The 24,035-nt window shown below is 59.7% G+C and carries 18 protein-coding genes; 11 read left to right on the plus strand and 7 right to left on the minus strand.

The features are described 5' to 3' along the window. Positions 1-16: 16 nt before the first annotated feature. Positions 17-940, minus strand: coding sequence for a carbon-nitrogen hydrolase family protein (locus D8U61_RS10335; protein WP_125926864.1), 924 nt, complete (start codon positions 938-940; stop codon positions 17-19). 84 nt (positions 941-1,024) lie between these two features. Between D8U61_RS10335 and D8U61_RS10340 the strand changes: the two genes are divergently transcribed. Continuing rightward, entirely contained in the window at positions 1,025-1,939 is a 915-nt protein-coding gene (locus D8U61_RS10340) for a LysR family transcriptional regulator (protein WP_125926865.1), read from the plus strand. Positions 1,940-1,945: 6 nt separating this feature from the next. On the opposite strand, the gene D8U61_RS10345 is transcribed toward D8U61_RS10340, so the two are convergent. After that, complete coding sequence (locus D8U61_RS10345) at positions 1,946-2,200, minus strand: hypothetical protein (RefSeq protein WP_003224595.1); 255 nt, start codon at positions 2,198-2,200, stop codon at positions 1,946-1,948. Between the two features lie 154 nt (positions 2,201-2,354). Here D8U61_RS10345 and D8U61_RS10350 point away from each other — a divergent pair, with 154 nt between their 5' ends. Next, a complete protein-coding gene (locus D8U61_RS10350; protein ID WP_024012897.1) occupies positions 2,355-2,672 on the plus strand; it encodes a DUF883 family protein in 318 nt (105 codons plus the stop codon). Between the two features lie 59 nt (positions 2,673-2,731). Here D8U61_RS10350 and D8U61_RS10355 read toward each other — a convergent pair whose 3' ends face one another. Further along, the gene (locus tag D8U61_RS10355; protein ID WP_125926867.1) at positions 2,732-3,760 is read right to left on the minus strand and encodes an Ldh family oxidoreductase; all 1,029 of its coding nucleotides are present in this window, start codon (positions 3,758-3,760) and stop codon (positions 2,732-2,734) included. A 395-nt stretch (positions 3,761-4,155) separates the two neighbouring features. On the opposite strand from D8U61_RS10355, the gene D8U61_RS10360 reads away from it, so the two are divergent. Beyond that, positions 4,156-8,835, plus strand: coding sequence for a DUF6543 domain-containing protein (locus D8U61_RS10360; protein WP_241663615.1), 4,680 nt, complete (start codon positions 4,156-4,158; stop codon positions 8,833-8,835). Between the two features lie 70 nt (positions 8,836-8,905). On the opposite strand, the gene D8U61_RS10365 is transcribed toward D8U61_RS10360, so the two are convergent. Further along, complete coding sequence (locus D8U61_RS10365; RefSeq protein ID WP_016770715.1) at positions 8,906-9,175, minus strand: PepSY domain-containing protein; 270 nt, start codon at positions 9,173-9,175, stop codon at positions 8,906-8,908. A 153-nt stretch (positions 9,176-9,328) separates the two neighbouring features. Here D8U61_RS10365 and D8U61_RS10370 point away from each other — a divergent pair, with 153 nt between their 5' ends. Beyond that, positions 9,329-10,330, plus strand: coding sequence for a FecR family protein (locus D8U61_RS10370; RefSeq protein ID WP_125926869.1), 1,002 nt, complete (start codon positions 9,329-9,331; stop codon positions 10,328-10,330). 52 nt (positions 10,331-10,382) lie between these two features. Here D8U61_RS10370 and D8U61_RS10375 read toward each other — a convergent pair whose 3' ends face one another. Then, the gene (locus tag D8U61_RS10375; protein WP_125926870.1) at positions 10,383-12,722 is read right to left on the minus strand and encodes an acylase; all 2,340 of its coding nucleotides are present in this window, start codon (positions 12,720-12,722) and stop codon (positions 10,383-10,385) included. A gap of 243 nt (positions 12,723-12,965) precedes the next feature. On the opposite strand from D8U61_RS10375, the gene D8U61_RS10380 reads away from it, so the two are divergent. After that, entirely contained in the window at positions 12,966-13,343 is a 378-nt protein-coding gene (locus D8U61_RS10380; RefSeq protein ID WP_024012892.1) for a fe2+ zn2+ uptake regulation protein, read from the plus strand. Positions 13,344-13,361: 18 nt separating this feature from the next. On the opposite strand, the gene D8U61_RS10385 is transcribed toward D8U61_RS10380, so the two are convergent. Next, the gene (locus tag D8U61_RS10385; RefSeq protein ID WP_016770563.1) at positions 13,362-13,550 is read right to left on the minus strand and encodes a hypothetical protein; all 189 of its coding nucleotides are present in this window, start codon (positions 13,548-13,550) and stop codon (positions 13,362-13,364) included. A 311-nt stretch (positions 13,551-13,861) separates the two neighbouring features. On the opposite strand from D8U61_RS10385, the gene D8U61_RS10390 reads away from it, so the two are divergent. Genes D8U61_RS10390 through D8U61_RS10410 form a run of 5 tightly spaced genes read left to right on the plus strand, consistent with a single transcriptional unit; the run spans position 13,862 to position 20,911 of the window. After that, entirely contained in the window at positions 13,862-15,109 is a 1,248-nt protein-coding gene (locus D8U61_RS10390) for an MFS transporter (protein ID WP_130926871.1), read from the plus strand. 9 nt (positions 15,110-15,118) lie between these two features. Further along, positions 15,119-16,249: an acyl-protein synthase gene (locus D8U61_RS10395; protein ID WP_130926872.1), complete on the plus strand. Its 1,131-nt coding sequence runs from the start codon at positions 15,119-15,121 to the stop codon at positions 16,247-16,249. A gap of 1 nt (position 16,250) precedes the next feature. Further along, complete coding sequence (locus D8U61_RS10400) at positions 16,251-18,653, plus strand: acyl-CoA reductase (RefSeq protein WP_130926873.1); 2,403 nt, start codon at positions 16,251-16,253, stop codon at positions 18,651-18,653. A 43-nt stretch (positions 18,654-18,696) separates the two neighbouring features. Continuing rightward, positions 18,697-20,007, plus strand: coding sequence for a phenylacetate--CoA ligase family protein (locus tag D8U61_RS10405; RefSeq protein WP_130926874.1), 1,311 nt, complete (start codon positions 18,697-18,699; stop codon positions 20,005-20,007). Further along, a complete protein-coding gene (locus tag D8U61_RS10410; RefSeq protein WP_130926875.1) occupies positions 19,976-20,911 on the plus strand; it encodes a GNAT family N-acetyltransferase in 936 nt (311 codons plus the stop codon). Before D8U61_RS10405 ends, D8U61_RS10410 begins: the two co-directional genes overlap by 32 nt. A gap of 45 nt (positions 20,912-20,956) precedes the next feature. Here D8U61_RS10410 and D8U61_RS10415 read toward each other — a convergent pair whose 3' ends face one another. Then, positions 20,957-21,484 carry a hypothetical protein gene (locus tag D8U61_RS10415; protein ID WP_024012886.1) on the minus strand — a complete coding sequence of 176 codons (528 nt, stop codon included), beginning with the start codon at positions 21,482-21,484 and terminating at the stop codon, positions 20,957-20,959. Between the two features lie 354 nt (positions 21,485-21,838). Between D8U61_RS10415 and D8U61_RS10420 the strand changes: the two genes are divergently transcribed. Then, positions 21,839-23,830 carry a methyl-accepting chemotaxis protein gene (locus D8U61_RS10420; protein WP_122612245.1) on the plus strand — a complete coding sequence of 664 codons (1,992 nt, stop codon included), beginning with the start codon at positions 21,839-21,841 and terminating at the stop codon, positions 23,828-23,830. Positions 23,831-24,035 lie beyond the last annotated feature (205 nt).

Raw genomic sequence — 24,035 nt, forward strand, 5'->3', positions numbered from 1 at the left:
TCTGCAAGTTTCAAGGTCAAGAATTGAACCGCACCCCCGGCTTCGCCCGCTCATCAACGTTCAACTCGAACACATCCGGCCGCGCATAGTGGCCGACCACATCGTAGTCGTACCGCGCGCGGATCAGTTCATCGGTGTCGATCTCCGCCGTCAGCAACCCCGCCTCGCCACGCAAAGGTCCAGCCAGCACATCGCCCATCGGCCCGACGATCACACTGCCACCGGCAATCAACGGTCGATCCCCGGGCCAATTGGCAATCTGCACCCCCAACGCATTCGGCGAGGCCTGCACCTGACAGGCGCTGACCACGAAACAGCGGCCTTCGTGGGCGATGTGGCGCATGCTGACCTGCCACATCTCGCGCTCGTCCACGGTCGGCGCGCACCAGACCTCAACGCCCTTGGCATACATCGCCGTGCGCAGCAGCGGCATCATGTTTTCCCAGCACACCACCGCGCCAAGCTTGCCGACCTGGGTGTCGAACACCGGCAGCGTCGAGCCATCACCCTTGCCCCAGATCAGTCGCTCGGTACCGGTGGGCATCAGCTTGCGGTGTTTGCCGAGCAGCCCGGCCTGCGGATCGAAATACAGCACCGTGCAATACAACGTGCTGCCGGCGCGCTCGATCACGCCGATCACCAGATTGGCCCCGGTGCGCGCTGACAATCCGGCCAGCACGTCGGTTTCGGCGCCAGGCACATCAATGGCGTTGGCAAAATAACGCGCGAACGCCTCACGCCCCTCGGGCAGTCGGTAGCCCAATTGGGTGCCGAAGGCCTCGCCTTTCGGGTAGCCACCGAGCAAGGCTTCCGGCATCACCACCAACGCGGCGCCGGATTCGCGGATTGCGTCTTCCCAAGCAAGGATCTGTTCAAGGGTTTCGCCTTTGCCGCCGGGCAAGGCGCCGATCTGCAACGCCGCCACTATGGATTTGGCCATCGTGTTTACTCCATCAGGTTCAGGTGTTGCCGATTCTCCGGCGTCACGCGATCATGAATAAAGCCCTGCCCACTGCTGAATGATATGAGCCAAATGAATATCGCCGACATCGACCTCAACCTGCTGAAAGTCTTCGAAGCACTGCACGAGGAATCCAGTGCCAGCCGCGCCGCTCTGCGCCTGGGCGTAACGCAATCGGCAGTCAGCGCGGCGTTGCGTCGTTTGCGTGAGGTGTATGGCGATCAGTTGTTCGTGCGCACCGGGCGCGGTCTGGCGCCGACGCTGCAAGCCAATCAGTTGAAACCGGTGATCAGCGATGCCCTGAACAAATGCCGGCAAAGTCTGGCCATGCTTGATCCAGCGGCCAATCAGTACGAGGGGCGCTCGGTGGCGATCGGTCTGTCAGATGACTTTGAAATTGCCTACGGCCGCCGCCTGATCGAGGAAATCGCCCGCCGTGCGCCGAAGCTGCGGCTGATATTCCGCCAGACCCACAGCCAGATCGTCGCCCGCGCGCTGATGGAGCGCAGCATCGACCTGGCGATCACTGCCGGAGGATTTGCCGAGCGCCTGCTCAGCCGTCAGGTGTTGGGCGAAGGTGGCTATGCATGCCTCGTCGACCCGGCCAGTCTCGCGCCAGGCCAACAGCAGATCGGGTTGCAGGAGTTCGTTGAACGCGAGCACATTCTGGTGTCGTCGGGCGGCTTTATCGGCATTACCGATGAAGGATTGGCGGCAGTGGGCTTGAGCCGGCGAGTCTGCGCGTCGACCACGCATTTCGCCGCGCTGCCCTTCCTGCTCAAGGGCAGTCAGGCGGTGGCGACCATCCCGGCCCATGCCGCCGCAAGCATCGCGACGCTGAGCGGGCTGGCGTTGCTGCCCTGCCCTCTGGCTTTACCGCGCTATCCGGTGGAACTGGGCTGGCGCACCAGCACACAGATCGATCCGGTGCTGGTCAAAGTTCGCGAGGCGATTGCCGCCACGTTCAGCCAGGGGTGAAACGGATTATTTGTTCGCCGCCATCAGGCGATTGACTTCACTGCGCACCATGTTGGCGAACTCCGGCGGCGACATGCCGTCCAGCTCGGCGCGGACCCACTCGGCCCATTTGCCCTTGCGCTTGGAGCGCTCCCCAAAGAGGCGCGCTGCTTCACCTTTGGCTTTGCCCAGATTGTTCTGCCAGAGTTCGAACAGACGGGATTTCTCGTCTTCCAGCGCTGCGCGCTCTGCGAGGGATTTGTCGGCCAGATTGAAACTCATGGGGATTTATCCTGCTGCGTAAAATGGCGACATCTTACACGCTCGACACAAATCTCCGGTGCAGGTTTTTCCCTTGTCCGCGAATGACATGCAACTTTTCGCTTGCCGCTACACTCCATTGGTCACTGTCCATTCACCTGCAAGGAGTCACCCAATGGCCCGTAAAACCGCCTCGCAAGCTGCCGAAGAGCAAATCAAGGATCAAGCTTTCAGCGAGCTTCAGGCTCTGATCGAAGAATCGGACAAACTGCTCAAGAGCAGCGCTTCACTGGTAGGCGAAGAAGCAGAAACGCTGCGCGCACAAATCGCCCAGAAGCTGCAGCTGGCACTGGATTCGGTGTCCAGCGTGCGCGACCGCACCAAACCCGCTGTTGAAGCCACCGAGAACTACATCGGTGGCCACCCTTGGCAAACCGTGGCGGTCTCCGCCGGTTTCGGCCTGGTAGTGGGCCTGCTGCTCGGCCGCCGCTGAGTTCCAGCGCCACAAAAAAAGCGAGCCTTGCGGCTCGCTTTTTTATGCCTTGTGCAAACTCAGTCCCCCGCCAACTCCCGCAACTGCCCCAGCGTCTGTTCATCAAGCGTGATGCCCTGCGCTAATGAGCGGGCACGCTGCAAATGCCGCCGATCCCCCGGCAAACGCTTGAGCCCGACCCCGTGCATCTGCCGCACCAGTTCCTCGCTGCGCTGGGCGAAGTTCTGCCCCGCCGCTTTGCTCGGATCGATGACGATCAACAACTGGCCGGTCCACGGCGTTTTCGCGCCGGGATGGTTGGACCAGTCAAACTCGAATGAGAAATTGCCGCCGGTCAATGCCGCCGCCAGCAACTCGACCATCATCGACAGCGCCGAGCCTTTGTGCCCACCGAACGGCAACAATGCGCCGCCTTCGAGAATCGCCTTGGGGTCCTGGGTCGGTTGGCCGAGGCTGTCGACCCCCATGCCGACCGGGAGTTTTTCACCTTTGCGCGCGGCGATCTGCACATCGCCATGGGCAATGGCGCTGGTGGCCAGGTCAAAAACAATCGGCGCGGCGTTGGCCCTTGGCGCGGCGAAGGCAATCGGATTGGTGCCGAACAATGGCCGATCAGCGCCATGGGGCACCACGCAAGTCATGCTGTTGACCACGCTCAGCGCGACCAGACCTTCGTCGGCGAAGGGCTCGACATCCGGCCACAAAGCAGCGAAATGATGCGAGTTGCGAATCGCCAGCACCGCGATCCCGACATGACGCGCCTTCTCGATCAGCAGTGGTCGGGCCGCTGCCAACGCTGGCTGGGCAAAACCGTTGCCGGCGTCAACCCGGACAAACCCCGGCGCGACATCTTCAACCTGGGGCACCGCATGGCCATTGACCCAACCGCTTTTCAGCGTCGAGACATAACCGGGGATGCGAAACACGCCATGACTGTGGGCGCCGTCGCGTTCGGCGTTGGCGCAGTTGGCGGCCAGCACCCGGGCGACTTCGCTGGAAGTGCCGTGGCGCAGAAAAATCGTTTCAAGCAGTTGCGTCAGTGCCTCGAGGGACACTGTGGACGAGCCATGATCGTGTAGCGCAGACATCTGAAGCTCCAGAATGATTATTGGAGGGAACAACAGCGTACGGTCGAATTTGCCCACCGATTAACCGCGCCCGAGCTGCCAGCTGTCAACCCTTCGATTGATTGGCATCGGTTGGCGCGCCCTGACGCACATTTCACTGTCAACGTGTGCGGTAACTATCTACCGCAAGTGCTCCAGTCTGCGCATCTACTGTTGAGTTCCAGCCCAATGGCGCCCCGTTCAGAGTTGCAATGATGTCCACCCCGACTGCCCCGCTGTTGTTTCCAGTGATATTCGATTCACCCGGCCTGCATGCTGCCCTGGGTCCGGCACACGGTCTCCACAGCAAAGACTTCGACTGGCTTGCCCATGCGCAACTGGCGACGCAATCGCTGCGCAACAAGCAAACCCCGCCGATGCTGGCCGAACGCATCCTGCTCAACGCCGACAAGCAACAGGCCGTGTCGCTGGCGGGCAGCTTCATGCTCAGCGCAGGGCCGGATGACAACGGCGTGTTTCTCTATACGCCCTACGATGGCCTGAAAAAATTCGCTGACCGCCAAGCACTGACGGCCGCCCTGCAGACACGCCTCGACAATGCCGGGGAAGCTGATGATCTGCTGGCTTTCCTCTCGGTTTCGCTGCGCAAGGAACTGGTGGAAAAACGCGGGATTACCCTGACCTGCGAAACCATCGAAGGCGATGTGTTCGAGGACCAGCAAGCGGCTATCGGCGAATCCCTGGAGAGGTGCGCCCGCGACCTGCTGGACGAGCTCAAACGCCTGCCATCCCTTGCAACGTTGCTGGAAAAGATTCTCGACGAACTGCTCGAAGCGCATTTTGCCGCGTTGCAACAGTCGCTAACCCGGGTCGGTTTTTATTCGACGTCCTCCTCTGCGGACAAACAGTGGGTCGACTCGCTGTCGCTCAGTGACGCGCTGCTGCTGCACTTTCATCGCCAAGGCTGGCCGCACGGTCAGACCGTGGAATTTACCCATCCCGCTCGTTCGGTCAGCGAAGACGATCAGTCTGCCTGGACCCATGCGATCGAGTCCGCATCGGGAAAATTGACCATGCTGTTGTTTCGGCAGCTTGAGATCTACTGGAATGGCGCTTCATTCGAGGGCTCGCCCAGACGTACCTTCTTCAGCCAGACGCTACAGGATCAAGCGCGAGCGGATCTGATGATCAAGCGCGAAACGCAGATCCTCACTGCCAGCGAATTCGACGCCCTTCACTGTCTGGTCCGTGAGCCAAGCGTTGCAGTGCGGCGGCCAACGTTCGAAACCGTGTGCCTGAGCGAAGAGACAGCCTGTGTCGAGCTGGCCGGTTCGCTGATGATCAATCATGACAAGGCTTATCTCTATACGCCCAGCCAGGGCCTGCAGGTACTCACCGACTACGCCGACCTCAAACAGACACTGACCGCCAAACTGCGAGCTGTCGGGCACGAAGATGAGCTGTACGGGCTGATGAACCTGCAAGAGCGCAATCGCTACCTTGGCTTCACTAACGCACAGGTATCCGGGGAAAACATTGGCGGTGAGATCATGACGACGCTGTTCGAGACCATCATCACCAAACAACGCCAGAACATTGAATTCGTGTTGCAGCGCTTTCGTCAGAGCAAACGCACCACCGATATCCATGCACTCTTTGATAAGGCATTGGATATCCGTTCGATGATTCATGAACGATTGCTCAAGCTCGATCTCAATCAGCGCTGGAGTACCCGTCCGTTATTCACCAGCACTCCGCCATCGTCACTCGTGCAAGCGGACAAGGCTGCGCAACAGGCGACGAGTCTGGGACGGACGCTGGATAATCTGACCAGCCACTTCAAAGACCAGCCGACCGCGCACAGCGCCGAACAGCGCGTCTTTTTGGAAGGCATTCTGTGGAAGCTGGCGCAGGCGTTCGAAGATGGCCTGCGCGGTGAGGCGTACCTGCGCAGTCTCAGCGGGTCATGGCTGGAGGCGGAGCGAAAGATCGTCGACACCGTGTTCGATGCCACGCATCCGACACGCAGGGAGCGCCAGTCACTCAATGGTTTTCGCCCCGATGCCTGGTCGCTCACCCTCACCTGTGCCGAGTTCAAAGGTGCATTGCCGCTCGCTCACTGCGTGCTTCTGACCGAGCGCGGCGGCATGGATGACCAGCATTCCGGACGCGCCATCCTGTGGACACCGGCCACTGGGCTGGAACAGTTTGAAAATATCGCCGTCGCGCAGAAGCAATTGCAACAACGCCTGGATGACAACAACCAGAGTCACACGCTGCTGGAAAATCTGCCAAGAGCTCAACGTCGACTGGACCTGCAATACACCCTGGGCAGTTTTCAACTGATTGAAGACCGGGTTTCCAGTAATCGCATGCAATCGGGCATTGAACACTTCCTGGCCGATTCAGAAGAGCTGCGCGTGTGTATCAAGGCCCAGGACACGTTGCAGACTTACCTTGAGCAAATGAAAAGCGCGGTGATCGATACCAATCTGCGCCGCGCCGTTGACCTTGCCCGAACCCTTGCCAGTCATCTGGATTATCCCGACTGGTTGCGCATGGCCTCGGCGACCGAGCAGCGCACGCAACTGGCGTTGCTGGATGAACTGCGCCGCGCGTTCATCGACGGCAAGGATTTCCTCGATGAGGCCCCGGCGCTGGCCACTCATATCGAGCAGACCCTCAAGACACTGCTCGACGCGCGATTTCCAGGCAACGGCCTCAAGCCACAGGACATCCGGATCACCCCCAACCTGACACTGGCCGGCCCGGCCTGTGACTTGCTGGAGTTTGCCTTGCATCACTACAACGTCGTGCAGGACAGCGGTTTCAAAGTGGCATCGACAACCGCGACGGCACTACCGAAGGATTTTGGCCAGTCCGCCGTACGGCAACTGCTGCAATCTCTCGACGTTGCCACTACCTACACCGCGAAAGTGACCGAAGCGCTGACAGCTGATAGCGCGTCAGTACGCCTCAGCAAAGAACGGTTCTTGCGCCAGCTGCCCTGGCAATTGATGCAGCACGCCCACTCGATGAAGTTGCAACAGCAACTCTCCGATACCGGCTACGACTATATCTGCCAGGTCCTCGATATGCCGGACGGGATAGCGCGGGCGATGGTCGACGGTGCTCACGCCATCGCTTGTCCGCTATCGTTGATCAAGACTTCAGGCGCTGATTGCGTAGACGCGCTCGGACTGTATGTCTTCGGTCCGGGCGCAGGGCAAACAGGTCCCCGGGTCCTTTATGCGCCTTACTCAAGATGGATATTTCGCGAGTTCGAGAACGAAGCGCAGTTGATCGAAGCACTCAATACCCCCGGCCACTTTCAGGACTTGCTCATCCGGCGTCTGCCTGACGCGCAGCAGGCCGTATTCAAGAGCCTGTTGAAAACAACGATCGGCAAAAACAGTGAAATCACCCTTCATGACTCCCCCATAAAGGGCAACGTGCTCGAGCGGTTGCACAAAGACACCCTGAGTCTTCTGCCACAAATGCTGCGCAGCCAACCACAGATCAACGCCCAGGCAGATTGGGAAGCAGTGAAGTTTCTGTTCAGCCACGGCGTCCGCCTGGTGCCGCACGTGTTGCCGGGCAAACTCGCCTGCGGATTTTTCCTTTGGCGCAGCTATCAGGATTTCAAGGCCTCCGCTGAAGGCCTGCAGGATCACCACTGGGCGAACGCCCTGAAAAGCTTCATTGCAGGGGCGATTACCCTCTTCAGCCTGGGACGTCTGTCGTGGGAAAGCGAGGCAGAAACGGTCAGTACCGAATTCGCCGCAGAAGCGCACGCACCTGAGGGTACAGCCACGACGGTGCAAGCAGCCTCTCGCTGGGCAAAAGTGTCACCGGTAACGCCCGCCCGCGTGGATCTGCAGCCCTTCGAAAGCAGCACGGCGCTGGAAAGCCTCAAGCTCGATGCCAATAAGCTGGTCTATGGAGATTCGTCGACGACGCAGAAATACGCCGCTATTGCCGGCAAGGTGTATCCGACGGTCCAGGTCGAAAAGACCTGGTATTTGCGCAAAAAAGACGGCAACCAGGGGCCGGCACTCGAGGAGAAAAATTCCCGTCTGGTCGTCGCAAGCACCAGCCAGCAGGTGTATCGCTGCCGGTCAAAAAAACGTGACCCTGTGCAACACGAAGTCGAGGAAAACCGTTCCATAGAAATGTATATCCAGGCCAGAGGCATGGCCCAGATCAACCGTCGCTATCCGGCCAGGGCGTTCGTGATACAGCAAGCGGTAAATCGTGCAAGAGAATACGCAGTCAATTGTCTGCATAACTACGTTACGCAGCGCGACAACCTTACCGGCACGCGGTTAGAGACAGTTTTAAAGGAGTTCTTCGAGGTGTCGGTAATAACGCCTACGCTGCTCAGGAAATTCGAGAAGGTGATTATTCCTGTTTGCCGAGAACTGACGAACCCGAAAGACGATCTGCTCTACACCGAACGCTTTTTTACTGGTCTGAACGGACCTGGCAGCGGCAATACCGTGGCATTCGTTTTCAAACAGGATAAGAGAAAAATCATTCATCTCACTGAGCTGTTTTTCAACCCGGGACTGGATAAATACACTGCGCATTTGCCCCCTCGGTTCAATGTTGATTCCCATGCCCGCGCTGTAACGCTGATCCATGAGCTCTCGCATCTGGTTTGCGACAGCGACGATCTTGTCGCCGTGCAGGCCATGGCGCCTTATCTGGACCTCATCGATACGAGGACGCCCTCGGGCAAACATGCCAAGGAATCTATTGAACGTCATCGCAGCTTATTGTCGCGCTACGGCAAGCATTTGTTTGCGGTGAAGACCGGCAAACAGGTCTGGACCGACCTGGACAAAGTACCCGCGCATGCCGGCAATTACCAAAAAATCCTCAGCCTTACCAACACCACAAACCTTGCAGATGCACGCCTGGCGTTTTGCCGCCCTGATTCTGCAGATGCAAGGATTGACGTCATGCTCGCCAACGCCGATTCGATCGCGTTGCTCATCAGTGAACTGGGCCGCCAGCTCGACCCGCTTCCCGCCCCCCTATCGTCAGCGGCGCCGGGGTCGGATCAGGCAGGAGCCTCGCAAGCGCTGCCGTGAAGACAAAAAAATGCGCTGACGTCGTGCCAGCGCATTGTTCAACACAACAATCAGCGGTGCTTATGCTGGGTTAATCCTTCTGGTCCCGCAGCACATTGCCGGAAGCGCCATCAATGCGGAATTCGTAAACAGTGCCATCGGCCTTGCGCCCTTCGCCTTCCCAGTAGCCGTCATTGTCGGCGCCGATCTCATAGACCTCGACATAGCCGGCCTTGGTCTTGGCGACCTCGATGGCTTTTTCGATGGTGATCCAGCCTGCGCCGGGCTTGTCCGCCAAGGCGGCACCGGCGCTGAGCAGACCGGCAGTGGCAATCAGGGCTGCGAATGTCTTTTTGATCATTTTTTCACTCCATTTATGGATAGTAGGCAGTTGCTTCCTGTTTTTTTGGGCGCCACAGGGAAAAATAAGTTCCACGTTGATGGGTAAATGCCATGACGGATGTTCTCGGCAGCCTGCCGGCGAGGTTAGAATGAGCGAAATCAGGACGAGTCAATGACCCAAGACACTCTCTCGGAAGCCGAATACGATGCGATCACCGATGCCGCCGCGCACTGGTGCATGCGTTTGCACGCCGCTGACTGCACGGACGAGGAGCGTCGCGCATTTGAAGCCTGGCACGAAGCCCATCCGCTGCACGCCTTTGAATACGAAGCCATGCAGGAAATCTGGGAAGTCGCCGGAGACCTGCCTCGAACCGAACCCGAGGCGCTCGCCGCGCAGCGCAAACCGTTGCGTTCGTGGCGCAAGTTCGCGGTCATCGCCGGCGCCTGCGCTATCGGCTTGCCGCTCGCGGCCTACAGCGGCTGGAGTCTGGGCTGGGTGCCCAACAGTTATCAGCATTACGCCGCCACCGACAGTGTGCGTCAGATCACTCTGAGTGACGGCAGCCAGCTGGAACTCAACCTGAACACCGACCTGACTTTCAGCAATTACAAGAATGAACGTCGCGTCACCCTGAACAAGGGCGAGGCGTTTTTCAATGTCAGCCATGACGCGTCTCATCCGTTTGTGGTGCGCGCCGGCGATGGCAAGATCCGCGTGACCGGTACCCGATTCAATGTGTGGATGTATAAAGATCAGGTTCGGGTCAATCTGGTCGAGGGTTCGGTGTTGGTCAGCAGCAATCGCGATCTGCCGGGCGACGGCCTGCGTCTGAGTCCATCGATGCAGGCACGCTACCGACATGGCGATTACGCACCGCAAATCAGCCAGACCTACCCCGGCGATACCTCGCTGGCGTGGCGCAGCGGCCGACTGATACTGGACAACCTTGCGCTGCACGACGCCCTGCCTTTGATCAACCGTTACCTGGACAAGCCGTTGATGCTGGCCGACACCAGTACCGGCGCGATCCGCGTGGGCGGTGTCTACAACATCAAAGAAATGAACAACCTCGCCAACAGCCTGCCGAAAGTGCTGCCGGTCTACCTGACCCGCAACAAGGAAGGCAACCCGGTAATCAATTCGATGCCGCAACGCCCGCCGAAAAGCTGAAGGCCGCGTCCCTTGCGGGAGGCGGCCTTCGTTTGTTTCAGGCGACGACTGTTTACTGCGCTGCCACTTTTCCTGCTTGATCATGCTTGATCGTCTGCACCTGATATTGCGGATCCGCCTTGATCTGCTGCTCAGTGAATGGCAGGACACTCCACTGTTTCTTCGAAAACGCCTCGGTCTGATCGCGTGAATATTTCGACGCCGGATCACTGGATAACGAGAACGCCAGCAGCCCTTGGGCGTGCGGGCCTTTTTCGTCGAAGCTCACCACTTGCAGATAGCTGGTGCCGCTGACCACCTCAAGTTTGCCGTCATCACGGGGCACGCTCTGCATTGCATTGTAGATGCCCAACGTACCTGGCCCGCCATGAATCGGCGTTTGCCGCCCGCCACTGCTCACCACCTGGATATCACCCCAGCGCATGTCCGGCTTCAGGCCCATTTTGCCGGCCAGCTCGACCGACGCCAGCATCGCTTCACGCAGCGCCTTGGCCACGGCCGGTTGTTCGAGCGCCAGGCCGTGCGGAGTGTGTTGCGCATCGGCCGGATTGAATGCAACACGCCAGATTTCCGGTGATTCAAGCAGCGCCTGCATGATGTTCTGGAAGTGCACCAGACCGATCCCGGAATCCAGACTGGCACGACCATCCCAGGCTTTGAGGCTGGCGCAGACCGGCTTCAGCGTGGCCGCATCGCTGCCCAGATCGGCGCCGCAGAACTTCAGCAGATCGGGCATGACCTGCGCGGCCAGATAGACCTGATCGTCCATGACCATGTGCTGCAGATCCTTGACCGCCAACGGGCCTTTTTTGCTCAGCTCAGCCAAACGATCAAGCGCAAATCGCGAGCGCAGGCCCAGCGGTTGTCCGTCCTGACTGATCAGCGGTGAATAGCCAGTGAGCGGTTGCGCCGGGTTGGCCAGCCACGCTGAATCGTTGGAGTGCTGAACGAAATCCTTGCGCAGCAATTGCGGCAACTGGCTGGACGCAAAAATGCCCGGCTGCGCCGCTTGCGGATCGACATCCCAGGCACAGCCGCTGTTGGCACCGTCCAGGACAATCATGCGCAGACCGAGGCGTGGATCGCTGCACTTGGCCAGCTTTTCCGCGCTGACATTCGGCACCACCGACAGGTTCATGTACAGCGTCTGGCCCTTGTCATCCACCGCCAGAGTGTTGACCCACGGAATGCCCTGGGTCGTGTGCACCGCGTCTTGCAGATCCTTGAGACTGCCGGCCCGGTTCATCGCATACCACTGTTCGAGCACGCGATCGTTGTCGAGGTTGGCATCGCGCAAGCTGTAGGCATATTGCTTGTCCCAGTCGAGCTTGCCCGGCCATTGCACGATCGGGCCGAACTGCGAACTGTAGATATCGCGCTTCACCGGCACGACCTGGCCATCAGCCTGCTTGACCTGCACGGTAACCGTCTGTTTGTTCAGCGGCAGCGACTTGCCATCGAGCAAATACCGAGTCGGATCCTTTGGATCGAGTTGCAGGCGATACAAGGTGAAGTGCTTCGACGAGTCGACAGTGTGGGTCCACGCCAGATGCTGGTTGAAACCGATGTTGATCATCGGCAGACCCGGCAAAGCCGCGCCCATCACATCGAGCTTGCCGGGGATGGTCAGGTGCATCTGATAGAAACGCATGCCGCCGACCCATGGGAAATGCGGGTTGGCCAGCAACATGCCACGGCCGTTGAACGAACGCTCGCTGCCGACTGCCACGGCATTGCTGCCGCGATCCAGGGCGAAACGTTGCTGACGGGCGTCGGCCAACTGGAACGCCTCGGTGTCGTGCTTGACCTGCGCCGTCGCTTGCGGCGGTGTCGCGCCAGCAAGGGCTTCGGCGAACTGGCCCACCCCGCCTTCCACCAACAGGCGCCGCGTCAGTTTGACCAGATCCTCGGCACTGATATCGCGTACCCACTCGCCCTGGCATTGCTGCGGCAATCCCTGCTGGCGCCGTTCGGCCAGATAGCGGTTGTATCCGGCGGCATAACCCTCGACCAGGTCGCGGACCTGCGTCGGTTGCGCCTGCCAGAAGGTTTCGACCGCTTCTGGAGTATTGAGCCAGGTGAAGAACACATCACTGACGCGGTTTTCCCGTTGTTCGACAGTGAACTGCTCCGGGCCGAAGTAGCGTGAGCGCTCGCCGTTGACCGTCACAATCTCGTTGGCCAGCAAACAAAGGTTGTCCTGGGCATAGGCGTAACCGATGCCGAAGCCCAGCCCGCGTTCGTTCTCGGCGCGAATGTGCGGCACGCCGAAACTGGTGCGGCGAATATCGGCGCTGGTTTGTGCAGCCGGGCTCAGTGCATGGGCCGACAGGCTCAGTCCGAACAAGGTGCTGGCGAGGGCCAGCCCGGTGAGTTGCCTGGAAATAATCACGCTTGCTCCTGATCGAAAGGTCGATTGCCCCTGCGTCCACGCGCAATGAGCCTGTCGAAGAAACGAAGCTGAGGAAAAAAATTTAGCGGGCAATCTTTCGGCACGAGGCCGGCATCACAAGGCCGGGACGAATTTGCGACGAAATTTCTACATCTTTTCTTTCATGATTTGTCGTGCTGAAACGTCTTGTTTAGAGAGCGCAACAAAACCTTTCCCGATCTGGCTCTGAAAAGGAGTAATCGCATGTACAACTCGCAACTACCAACGGACGGTAGCCAGACGCCACAGGGCGTTTCCATGGGTTCGCACACCGGCAATTTCACCCAGCGCGGCGAGCGTCCGGGCAACGAGCGTATTCGCGTGCTACTGAAGAGTTTCGGCCTGCGCACCAGCCTGATTCGCCTGAAAGTCATCGACGCCCTGCTGGTGGCGGCACAGAGCAATCGTCGCCTGGGCGTCCGTGGCGTGCATAGCCAGTTGCTCGATCTGGACGTGCCGTTGTCGTTTCTCAGCGTGCGCGAAGTGCTGAAACGCTTGTGCGCCGAAGGCGTGATCACCTTCAACGCCGACAAGAGTTACAGCCTGCACCCGCAGGCTGCAGCGGTCCTCAACCACGAATGAGGCACCGGGTGCTCGCCGTTACGGCTTGACCTTGCGGCGCATCACGCCATTGATCACCACCACAACCACGGCCACGCCGATCGCGACGTACTGGAAAGTTTTCTCGGTGATCATGCCGGCGTTTTGCAGCCAGGACAGGCCCAGCATGATCGCCAGTACCGACAGGGCGATCAGAATCGAATAAATCAAGCGTTGCTTCTGGGTCATTGCGGTTTCCTGAAACGTTGGAATGTATGCGTTTGCAAGCCATACGCTTGCCGAATTACGGGGACGTGCCGGGGCAAACGGGCGCTCATGTTACCGCCCCTGAAGACTTTTGGCTGCAAGGTCAGCCGACCTTGAGGCATGGCCCGCCCTCCCTGCTCTGGCGCAAACAAGTAAACAGCTTCGGCGCCGCGCCAATCCTTTAAACATGCCGTAAGTTTTTGAAATCTGCTGACGCAGCAAACGGCTAGGTCGGCTGTGCGTCTGCACCTAGGCTCTGCGAACTTCCTACCACTCATAAAACAGGGATGTTCATGCAGAGAACACTTATCAATATCGGCCCCAGACAGGTTGCCGGTTTCTGTCTGGCGCTGACCGCTTTCGAACTGCTCACTTACATGGCCAGCGACGTGATCATGCCAGCGATGCTGGACGTCACTACCGACCTCGAAGCGGACGCGCGGCATGTTCCCCATGCATTCAATCTTTATCTGTTGGGTGGCGTCTGCCTGCAATGGTTGCTTGGCCCCTTGTCCGACCAATTCGGACGCAGGCCACTGCTGTTGACAGGCTGCGCGCTGTTCGGTGTGTCGTGCGCGGCAGCTTTCAGCACCGACAGCATTGAAGCGTTCAACCTGTTGCGTCTGTTGCAGGGCATGGGGCTGGGATTCGTCGTCGCCGTGAGCTACCCGGCATTGCAGGAGGTTTTTTGCGAAGCCGACGCCGTCAGGCTGATGGCGTTGCTCGGCAATGTTGCGTTGTTATCGCCGTTGCTCGGGCCGCTGCTTGGCATCCTGCTGCTGGAATGGCTGAGCTGGCGGGAAATTTTTCTGCTGCTGGGATGCACAGCAGCGCTGGTATGGCTCGGCCTGTTGCTGTGGATGCCGGAAACCGTGGGCGTCGAGCGCCGCGATGGTCATCAAACTCCCCGGGTGCCCTTCTTCTGGCGCCTCACTTGTCGGCGCTACGGTGCGCTGTTGGGCAATGCGCGTTTCCTCTGTGCAAGCCTGGCGCTCGGCCTGATGAGTCTGCCGCTCATCGCCTGGATAGGCCTGGCGCCATTGCTGCTGGTGCGGGTACTGGACATGCCGCCGCTGGAATATGGCCTGTGGCAGATACCGGTGTTCTCGGCAGTCATCGCCGGCAATCTGATTCTCGACCGCTTGCTGCAGACTCATTCGCTGACGCAATTGATTCAACTGGCGCTCTGGCCGTTCTGTCTAGGCCTTCTGTTTCTGGCCGCGTGCGCATTGCTCGGCGCGGGGCTTGGTCCGGTGGTGGCGAGTTTGTCGCTGTACGCCGTCGGGCTGGGCATGAGCAACGCGGCGGTGTATCGCCTGGCGCTGTTTTCCAGCGACGACGGCAAAGGCCTGGTGTCGGCGCTGACCGGCATGATCTCGATCGCCCTCATGGGCTTTGGCGGTTCGCTGATTGCGGCCATCGGTGGCGGCAGCCGTCTTGAATACTTCGCTATCTGGGCCGCATTCGGCGGGCTGATGTGCCTGCCCATGGTTTACCGGCTGCTGCAAACCACCACATCTGATGTGGCCTCGCCTCAGTAAGGAACACTGATGACTCACCTACCCTGTGCCGACGCGCTGTGCGCGTTGAAGCAACCCTATTGCGCGGATTCAGCCGCGCCCGATCTGTTTGATCGGGCGATGACCGAAATCAGCCGCTTTCACTGCGATCACACCCCGGGTTACGCCCATTGGCTCAACGCCCATGGACTGACGCCGCAGGACCTCGACAATCTCAATGACTGGTCGCGTCTGCCGCCGATCTTTGCCAGTTTCTTCAAGCAACACCTTCTGCTCAGCAGCACGGGGACGAACGCCCTGGAACTGACTTCGTCGGGCACCAGCGGGCAGAAAAGCCGGATGCGTTACGACGAACGCAGCCTGGCTCGGGCGCAGTTCATGGTTGCGCAGATCTTTCGCCATTACGCCTGGGACACTCCCGATAGTCCGTGCAACTACCTGCTGTTGAGCTACGAACCAGAAGGACGCATCACCTTGGGCACCTCGTTTACCGACCAGTTTCTCTGTCGGTTTGCCCCGGTCAATCGCGTGGTCTACGCCTTGCGTAACACTGGTCGCGGCCATCAGTTCGATGTATTCGGCGTGATCGCCGCCTTGCAGTCTTTCGCTGAAGAAGGCTTGCCGGTACGGATTTTTGGCTTCCCGGCATTTCTCTGGCAGACCCTGCAACGCATGCAGGCTACCGCTGTGCAGGATGTGCAATTGCCCGCCGGTTCGCTGGCCTTTTTTGGCGGTGGCTGGAAAACCCAGGCTGCGCAGGAAATTCCCAAACAACAGTTTTACGCCCATATCCATCGGCAACTGGGCATCGAACCGGCCCGCTGCCGCGATGGTTACGGTGCTGTCGAGCACGCCGTGCCTTACATCGAATGCGCCCGTCACCGCTTTCATGTGCCGGTGTATTCGCGAGTGCTGATTCGCGATCCGGCGGATTTTTCCCTGCTGCCCTATGGCCAACAAGGCCTGCTCGGCTTCGTCTCGCCTTACATCTCCTCCAGCCCGGCCCACGCCGTGGTCATGAGCGACCTTGCCACGCTGCACCCGGGCGCAAGTTGCGGCTGTGGATTGACCAGCGACTGGTTCGAACTGCACGGCCGCGCCGCCACCACAGCGGGCAGAAGCTGCGCAATGGCCGCCGCCGAATTAATGGGGAGTCACTGATATGTATTTGATCAATGGACAACTGCACCACGCTTATAGCCTCGACCAAGCGCTGCAAGACCTGCAACAGGCGTTGCCGCAACACTTGGCGAGCGCACTCGACAGCCGCACAGTCATCGACGCAGTCGCGAAATTTGCCCGGCAACTGCATGACGCGCACTCGGATCTGCCCCTCGACAACGAGCAGCGGCAGACCCTGATCGATTTCTGCCAACCCGAAGCGCTAGCCTACAAACGCCAGCGTGAATTGGGCGCCGAGGCCGATTGCCTGCGTCGTTTCGATTATCGCCAGCCACGCTTCGAAGCCTGGCGTCCGCTCGGGCTGGTGGTGCACATCACTCCGGCCAACGCGCCGCTGCTGGCCTTTTGCGCGGTGGTGGAAAGTCTGCTCGCCGGCAACGTCAACTGGTTGCGCCCCAGCCGCAGCGATCAAGGCCTGACGGCGCAACTGTTGCGCGCGTTGGTCGACTGCGATGCCAGCGGACAACTGGCCGGACATGTGGCGGTGATTCCAGCGAGCACCGAGCAGATCGGCAAGCTGTGCAAACCCGCCAACGGCGTTGCAGCGTGGGGTGGCGAAGCGGCCCTGCAAGCGATTCGGCAACAGTTGGTGCCGGGGTGTCGCTGGATCGATTGGGGGCACCGCATCAGCTTCGTCTATCTCACCCCGGAATCGTCTACGCCGGAGGCGCTTGATGCCGTCGCCGACGAAGTCTGCCGACTGGATCAGCAGGCCTGCTCCAGCCCGCAATGGCTGCTGGTGGACAGCGATGATCCGCAGGTTCTGCGCGATATCGGTGAACGCCTGGCGCAGGCCCTGCAACGACGCGCCGCACAGTGGCCGGCACTGGTACCGACAATCCAGGAAGCCTCGCAAATTACCACGCACACGCAGATGGCCCGCCTCGGCCAGAGTTTCGCCGGACACACCGGGCAAGTGTGGAGCGGCCCGGGCTGGCGGGTGATCTGGACCCATGATCGGCAACTCGCGCCTTCACCGCTGTTTCGCAGCGTACTGCTGCACCCGCTGCCGCAAGCGCTGCTGACCGCCACCCTGCTGCCGTGGCGCAACGTCCTGCAAAGCTGTGCGCTGGTGTGTGCGCAATCGCGCATTGCCGAGCTTACCCATGCGTTGATCGCCGCCGGGGTCACGCGGATCGCAGCGATCGGCAGCATTCACGACGGTTACGCAGGCGAACCCCATGATGGCGTCTATGCGCTGCAACGTTTGAGTCGGCGGGTATCGGTGAGTCTGGCGGCCACGCAACTGCCGAATCAGGCCAGTCTCGATTCACCGCCACTCGCGGCGAAGTCGTGCGCTGCGATCATGAACAAAGAGGCGTTCGTCGCCCAGCCCATCAACGATCAGGCGCAGCTGTATTTCCGCTCTGGAGGCAGCAGCGGCACCCCTGCTCTGGCCGGCTACAGCTATCGCGATTTCGATCGGCAGATGCGCGCAACCGCTGACGGTCTGTTCGCCGCTGGTCTTGATCCGGCGCGGGATCGGGTCATGAACCTGTTCTTCTGTGGCGGGCTGTACGGCGGTTTTCTAAGTTTCAGCAAAGCGCTGGAATTGCTCGAGGTGACGCACCTGCCCATGGCCGCCCCTATCGATGACGACTACCGGGAGATTGCCCAACTGATCATCGACCAACGGGTCAACGTGCTGGTGGGAATGCCCGCCACACTGCATCGCCTGTTTTTGAATGAGCAGCAGCGGCTGCGCGCTTATGGCGGGGTTGAAAAGGTCTTTCTCGGTGGCGAGCACCTGAGCGAGCAGAACCGTGCATTGCTGCGCAGTTGTGGCGTCGCGAGCATTCGCTCGGCGATCTACGGCAGCGTCGATGCCGGCCCGCTAGGCCATGCCTGCGAGGCTTCGGCGGATGGCGTTTTCCATCTGATGAACGCGATCCAGCACTTGGAAATCGTCGCGTTCGATGAGGATGTGCCGGTGGTCGAGGATCAAGTCGGTCGGCTGCTGGTGACCTCGCTCGCCCGTGAAGGGGGCCAGCGCGTGCAGCGTTATGAGATTGGCGACACCGGGCGCTGGCTGCCGGGCGTCTGCGCCTGCGGGCTGACGTCGCCACGCTTCGAGCTGTTGCAACGCCACGGCAAGCTGTTGCGCATCGGCACTGACTTCATCTCCCTGAGCGAATTGGCGTCGCGGCTGCAAGTGCCGTTTCAGTTGCAGCTGGACCACAGCGCTGACGGCGTCGAGCGCATGCAACTGCACTGCGAACTTGCAGCCGACATCGCTAAACACCGTCTCGCCGATTACCTGACCCTGATGACCGTGGTCGACAGCGGATTGCTGGTGCTGCAGATCGAACAATGCCCGCCCGAGCACTTCGTTCAAAACAAACACAGCGGCAAGACGCCGCTGGTCATTGACTCCCGCCGCTGACGCTTGCCGTGAGCTGGCTCATTCGAATCAAGAAGAATACACCGTGAAAACAACCGACCCGATTAGCGAATTGACGGGTTTTGCCCGCAAGCATTCGCCCTACTACAGGAACAGCCTCGCCGATATTCCCGAGGCAATAAGCTCGCTGCGCGAACTGCCACTACTTGATCCGGCAGACTTCTGGAAAGACAGCGCGGATCTGGCGCAATGGCCAGTTCTGACAGCACCGATTGCCCACGCCCTGGTCTTCAAGACCGGTGGCTCAACCGGCGGCGGCAGGCTCTCCGTATATGCCCGCACGGAATGGCAACGCACAGTGGAAGCTTTCGGCCGCAGTCTGAGCGAGCAATTCAGCTCCGGCGACCGTGTCGCCAATCTGTTCTTCGCTGGCGACCTCTACGCCAGTTTCCTGTTTATCCACGATTCACTGGCCCATGTGGAAACGCCTATCACCGAGTTTCCGTTTACCGGCGAAGTCGACCCGCCAATGCTGGCCGATGCCATCGTGCAACACCGGATCAACGTGTTGGCTGGCTTGCCTGCGCAACTTTTGACCTTCGCCAGTTGGCTCGACCAACGCGGCCTTGCGCTGCCCTTGGTTGATAGCGTGCTTTATGGCGGGGAGAGTCTGTTTGCCTCGCAACGCCAGCTTCTCGAGCAAGTGCTGCCCAACGCGCGCATTGCCTCGATCGGCTACGCCAGCGTCGATGGCGGATTCATCGGTGCAAGTCATCGTGACTGCATCGAAGGAGAACATCGCACACCTGACGGTCACGCACTGCTGGAGATTATCGATCAGCACAGCGGCGCAACGATCGAGGCCTGCGATCAAACCGGTCTGCTGGTGCTGACCAATCTGCATCGCCGTTTGATGCCGCTGATCCGCTATCCCGTCGGAGATCTCGCGTGCTGGCGCGAACCGCCGGGCACTGCACAACGCAAATTCGCCCTGCGGGGTCGCAGCGGCAACAGTCAGCGCGTGCGGGTCGGCATTCTGTCGCTGATGACCGATGAAATCAGCGAAAGCGTACGGAGCAGCACTGGCAGCAACGATTGGCAGTTATTGATCGAACACGACGACGGCAGGGATCTATTGACGGTGAAATACGTAGTCAACGAAGGATCGACCCGCATCGAGGACAGACTCGAGGCCCGCTTGATCGAACTGTATCCGCAGATACCACAACTGCGAGGCGCCGGGTTATTGCAGCTGCGTATACAGAGCTGCCGCTTCGAGGACCTTGCGCGCCATCCTCGCGCAGGGAAAAGCCTGCGGATCGTCGATTTACGCTGCTACGACCGACATGACAGGGAGGTGCGTGATGGAAGCGTTGATCCTGCGCAATTACCGTGACACCGACGCCACGGCAGTCAGCCAGCTGTTTCGCGAGGTCTATGGCGATCATTACGTGCAAAGCGACGTCTACCTGCCCTGCCTGATCAATCAGAACCACGCAGCCAAGCGCTGGCACTCACTGGTTGCGGTCGAGGGTGAACGGATTCTTGGCCATGCCACTTTGTATCGGCAGAGCGAAAGCTCGCACGATGCCGAACTGGCCTTGAGCGTCGTACATCCCGATACCCGCGGCAAGAACATCGCCACGCGGCTGGGCGCGCAACTGCTGACTCATGCACAGGCGTTGAGTTGTCGCAGCGTTTCGATCAAACAGGTCACCCATCACCCTTACACTCAACGCATGGCGATCAGTCTCGGTTTTCACAACACTGGATTGCTGCCGGACTTTGTCCGTTCGCCCTTCGGCTGCAAAAAACCGGAGTCGATCGTCTTGGGTGTCCGCGCCATAGACGGCTATCAGCGTCCGCTGCCGGAGCAGCAGTGGCCAACCCGCTACCGTGCGTTCATGGAGCGTATGACGGCGGCGTTTGGCTGTTCTCCCAGTGCAGCATGCTGGCGCGGGCCCTCGGTTCAGGTTCAACAACACGGCAATCGCCATGAAATGCTCGTGGAAAAACTCGAACCGGAACTGCTCGATCAGCTGAGAACGTTGCCCGGGCATTGGCTGATTTCGATTCGTTTGCAGCTGTCCCGACAGTTTGCCGTGGATCTGCACAGTCTTAACGCCATCGGTTTTGCTTTCACCGGTCTGGCGCCTGCGCAAGACAATGGAGGAGGCTGGCTGACGTTGTTTCATCGCGGCTACCGCACGCGCAAGCTGACATTGCATTGCCCGCACATGCAGCAGTTACACGACCAGGCACAACGTCAACTCACTGGGCGAGCCATGGCTGCGGTGTAAACAGCCCGAGCCCGCACACGGATGAGCGGGCTTCATCGGCAGATGTCAGGCCTTTGCCTTCAGGCCTTTGTCGGACGGAACTGCCGCATTGCCTTCGCCATAGGTCTTGAGATTCTGCAGGACGTAAATGGCTTTCTTGAATTCGGGAATCAGGCTCTTGCCGTAGTAATTGCCATTGAGACTGTTGGTCTGGATGGCATCGAGCTGCGTGGCGAAATATTCCAGCGCGTTGAACTTCGCCTCCGGGTCTTTCTGCACGCCGAAGCGGTCGAATTTGTCGCCGGCATTGAGCAAGGTGATCGAGGTGATCTCGGAAATCAGGCCGCGCCCGCGCAGGAACTCGCTGAGGTTGCCCAACTGCTTGACGGAGACGTTGGCTGGATCAAAGCCCTTGATCTGCTTGCGCAAACCCTGTTTGTCCATCTCCGCGACGTTAAGCGCATTCGGATCGTTGCCGACCAGGGTCAGCATCTGCTGCACCTTGACGCTCTGCGAAACCTGCTTTTTCGCGCCGGTATCGCGGACCATTACGCCCGCCTTGCTTTCCCAGGCGCCGGTATAGCCGATCGTCATGCGAGGATTCCTTGTGCAATAAGCATGAAATGTCCTTGTCCCAACCAATTGAATGGGCGCGAGTATCGGCCGCTTCGCCTGATCCAACCAACCCTTTTGTGCGCTTTTTTACAAATCTCGTACATTCATGACACCGAGCTTAAGGCCCGCAAACATTGCTTCAGCGCCGTCATCAGGATGTAACAACTGTGGCGATTGCGCGAGATGTACCAATCCCGATACCAACCGGTCATCGCCCGGAGTTCTTTCGGCGCGCAAGTACCTAAAGCTTCCGCCCGTAACGACGATACGCTGTGATACCCGCCCTGTTTTATTCCTGCCCTCCAACAAAAAAGCCGCTCAAGGATCAGTTCCATGCCCGCACTGCGCACTATTCAGGCTCGCTACACGCTGTTTCTGATTCTGTTCATCCTGTTGTTGTCCGTGCTCACCGTGGTCGGCATCAGCCAACTGGTCGCACCGACCCTGCGCGATACCGAAGAGAAGGTCGTGCTCAACCGCATCGCCGAAGTCGCCGTGCAGATTCAGGGCGAACTGAACAAGGTGCAGGCGCAGCAACGCAGTATCACCCAGACCATCCCCCTGCTCGACAGTGCAGCCATCGACGTGGTGTTGCCAGGGCTGGTGGATCAGTACGGCGAACTGAAAGTCTTTGGCGGCGGTATCTGGCCGTTGCCCGGCCAGCGCGAAGCCGGGCGCAACAAGTTCAGCACCTTCTGGCACCGGGATGCCTCGGGTCAGCTCAAGGTCAATACGTTCTGGAACAGCGACGCCGCACCGAACTACTACGACCAGAGCTGGCACAAGGGCGGCATGGCCACCCCGCGCGGTCAGTGCGCGTGGGCCGCTGCCTATAAGGACGACGCGAGTGCCGAGCCGCGCACCAACTGCGCCATGGCGATCTACAAGAACGGCAGTGCCTGGGGCGTTTCGACCATCGACGTGACCCTGGGCTTCTTCAACGACCTGGTGGCGCGCAAGGAAAAAGACCTCAACGCCGAAATGCTCATCGTCGAGGCTGACGGCAAGATCATCAGTAACAGCTCGCGCATCAGCGGTCCGATCGTACTGAAGAACATCAGCGAACTGGCGGCCAGCTCCACCTTCATCAATCAGATCAAGACCGGCCTGCAGAACCGCGATAAAGCGCAACGCGTCGAGTTCGACAACAATGGTGAAGACGCCACATTCTTCATGCGCCCTATCGAGGGCACACCGTGGTTCCTCGCCACCGCCCTGCCGACCAAGATGCTCACCGCCCAGCGTGACGATGTGCTCAACAGTCTCAGCCTGATCCAGATTCCGCTGGTGATCCTGCTGGTGCTGTTGCAGGTTTACGCGATTCGCAAACTGGTACAACGCATGAAGGCTCTGAAAGCCAACATCGATTCACTGTCCAGCGGTGACGCCGACCTGACCCGCCGCATCACCATTCGCGCCGAAGACGAACTGGGTGCCATCGGCCATTCGGTCAACACCTTCATCGTCTATTTGCAGAACATGATCGGCGAAGTCACCCAGGCCACCGGTGCCATGGCCTCCAGCCTCGATAATCTGCAGCGCACTTCGGCGCACACCAGCCAGATTCTGCTGCGTCACGCTTCGGAAACCGACCAGACTGTCACCGCCATTACCGAGATGAGCTCCACCGCTGAAAGCGTGGCGCAGAATGCCGCTGAAACCGCTGCGTTCACCCAGCGCGCCAATGAAAATGCCGATCGCTCGCGCGTCGTGGTGGGTGAAGCGACCAACAGCGTGGTCGCGCTGATCGACGAAGTGGCCAGCGCTACACACAAAGTTGAAAACATGCAGCAGGACGCCCAGCGCATTACCGAAATCCTCGGCGTGATCGGTGCGATTGCCGGGCAAACCAACCTGCTCGCCCTCAACGCGGCGATCGAGGCGGCGCGTGCCGGTGAACAGGGTCGTGGCTTTGCGGTGGTGGCGGATGAAGTCCGCGCCCTCGCCGCCCGCACTCAGGCCAGCACCTCGGAAATCAACGAGATGTTGACCCGTCTGACCCAAGGCGTGAGTTCCTCGGTCAGTGCCATGGAAAACACCCAGGCCAGTTGCCAGTCCGCCGCTGACGCCACCGCCCGAGTCAACTCGGGGCTGGACGAAATGGCCGGTTCGGTCAGCCACATCAACAGCCTCAGCACGCAGATCGCCACCGCCGCCGAACAGCAAAGCGCAGTGACCGAAGAGATCAACCGCAGCATGGTGCAGATCCGCCACATGGTCGATGAACTGGTGCAGAGCGGCCAGGCCAGCGAGCTGAATACCCGCCAGTTGCTCGAAGCCAATAGCCGCGTGAGCGCAATCATGGGGCGGTTCAAGGTCAGTTAAGCCAACCGCGACCACGGGGATGTTGGCCTTTACGCCAATCCCCTGTGGGAGCGGAGCCTGCTCGCGAAAGCGATTTCTCAGTCACTGGAGCTGCGGCTGGTCAACCGCATTCGCGAGCAGACTCACTCCTACAATGGTTCGGGTGTTTTGTAGCAACTGGAAACACTCAGTTGATGTAGGAGCGGGAAAACAGGTCAAAATGCGT

Origin of the sequence: Pseudomonas sp. Sample_14, assembly GCF_004307515.1 — a bacterium.
Lineage (GTDB): Bacteria > Pseudomonadota > Gammaproteobacteria > Pseudomonadales > Pseudomonadaceae > Aquipseudomonas > Aquipseudomonas atacamensis.

Excerpts from the sequence above, each read along its gene's own strand:
- D8U61_RS10345 (WP_003224595.1), bottom strand. The coding sequence starts at position 2,200 with ATGAGTTTCAATCTGGCCGACAAATCCCTCGCAGAGCGCGCAGCGCTG.
- D8U61_RS10360 (WP_241663615.1), top strand. The coding sequence starts at position 4,156 with ATGCTGGCCGAACGCATCCTGCTCAACGCCGACAAGCAACAGGCCGTG.
- D8U61_RS10385 (WP_016770563.1), bottom strand. The coding sequence starts at position 13,550 with ATGACCCAGAAGCAACGCTTGATTTATTCGATTCTGATCGCCCTGTCG.
- D8U61_RS10370 (WP_125926869.1), top strand. The coding sequence starts at position 9,329 with ATGACCCAAGACACTCTCTCGGAAGCCGAATACGATGCGATCACCGAT.
- D8U61_RS10340 (WP_125926865.1), top strand. The coding sequence starts at position 1,025 with ATGAGCCAAATGAATATCGCCGACATCGACCTCAACCTGCTGAAAGTC.
- D8U61_RS10400 (WP_130926873.1), top strand. The coding sequence starts at position 16,251 with ATGTATTTGATCAATGGACAACTGCACCACGCTTATAGCCTCGACCAA.
- D8U61_RS10355 (WP_125926867.1), bottom strand. The coding sequence starts at position 3,760 with ATGTCTGCGCTACACGATCATGGCTCGTCCACAGTGTCCCTCGAGGCA.
- D8U61_RS10350 (WP_024012897.1), top strand. The coding sequence starts at position 2,355 with ATGGCCCGTAAAACCGCCTCGCAAGCTGCCGAAGAGCAAATCAAGGAT.
- D8U61_RS10420 (WP_122612245.1), top strand. The coding sequence starts at position 21,839 with ATGCCCGCACTGCGCACTATTCAGGCTCGCTACACGCTGTTTCTGATT.
- D8U61_RS10395 (WP_130926872.1), top strand. The coding sequence starts at position 15,119 with ATGACTCACCTACCCTGTGCCGACGCGCTGTGCGCGTTGAAGCAACCC.
- D8U61_RS10335 (WP_125926864.1), bottom strand. The coding sequence starts at position 940 with ATGGCCAAATCCATAGTGGCGGCGTTGCAGATCGGCGCCTTGCCCGGC.
- D8U61_RS10410 (WP_130926875.1), top strand. The coding sequence starts at position 19,976 with ATGGAAGCGTTGATCCTGCGCAATTACCGTGACACCGACGCCACGGCA.
- D8U61_RS10365 (WP_016770715.1), bottom strand. The coding sequence starts at position 9,175 with ATGATCAAAAAGACATTCGCAGCCCTGATTGCCACTGCCGGTCTGCTC.
- D8U61_RS10415 (WP_024012886.1), bottom strand. The coding sequence starts at position 21,484 with ATGACGATCGGCTATACCGGCGCCTGGGAAAGCAAGGCGGGCGTAATG.
- D8U61_RS10390 (WP_130926871.1), top strand. The coding sequence starts at position 13,862 with ATGCAGAGAACACTTATCAATATCGGCCCCAGACAGGTTGCCGGTTTC.
- D8U61_RS10380 (WP_024012892.1), top strand. The coding sequence starts at position 12,966 with ATGTACAACTCGCAACTACCAACGGACGGTAGCCAGACGCCACAGGGC.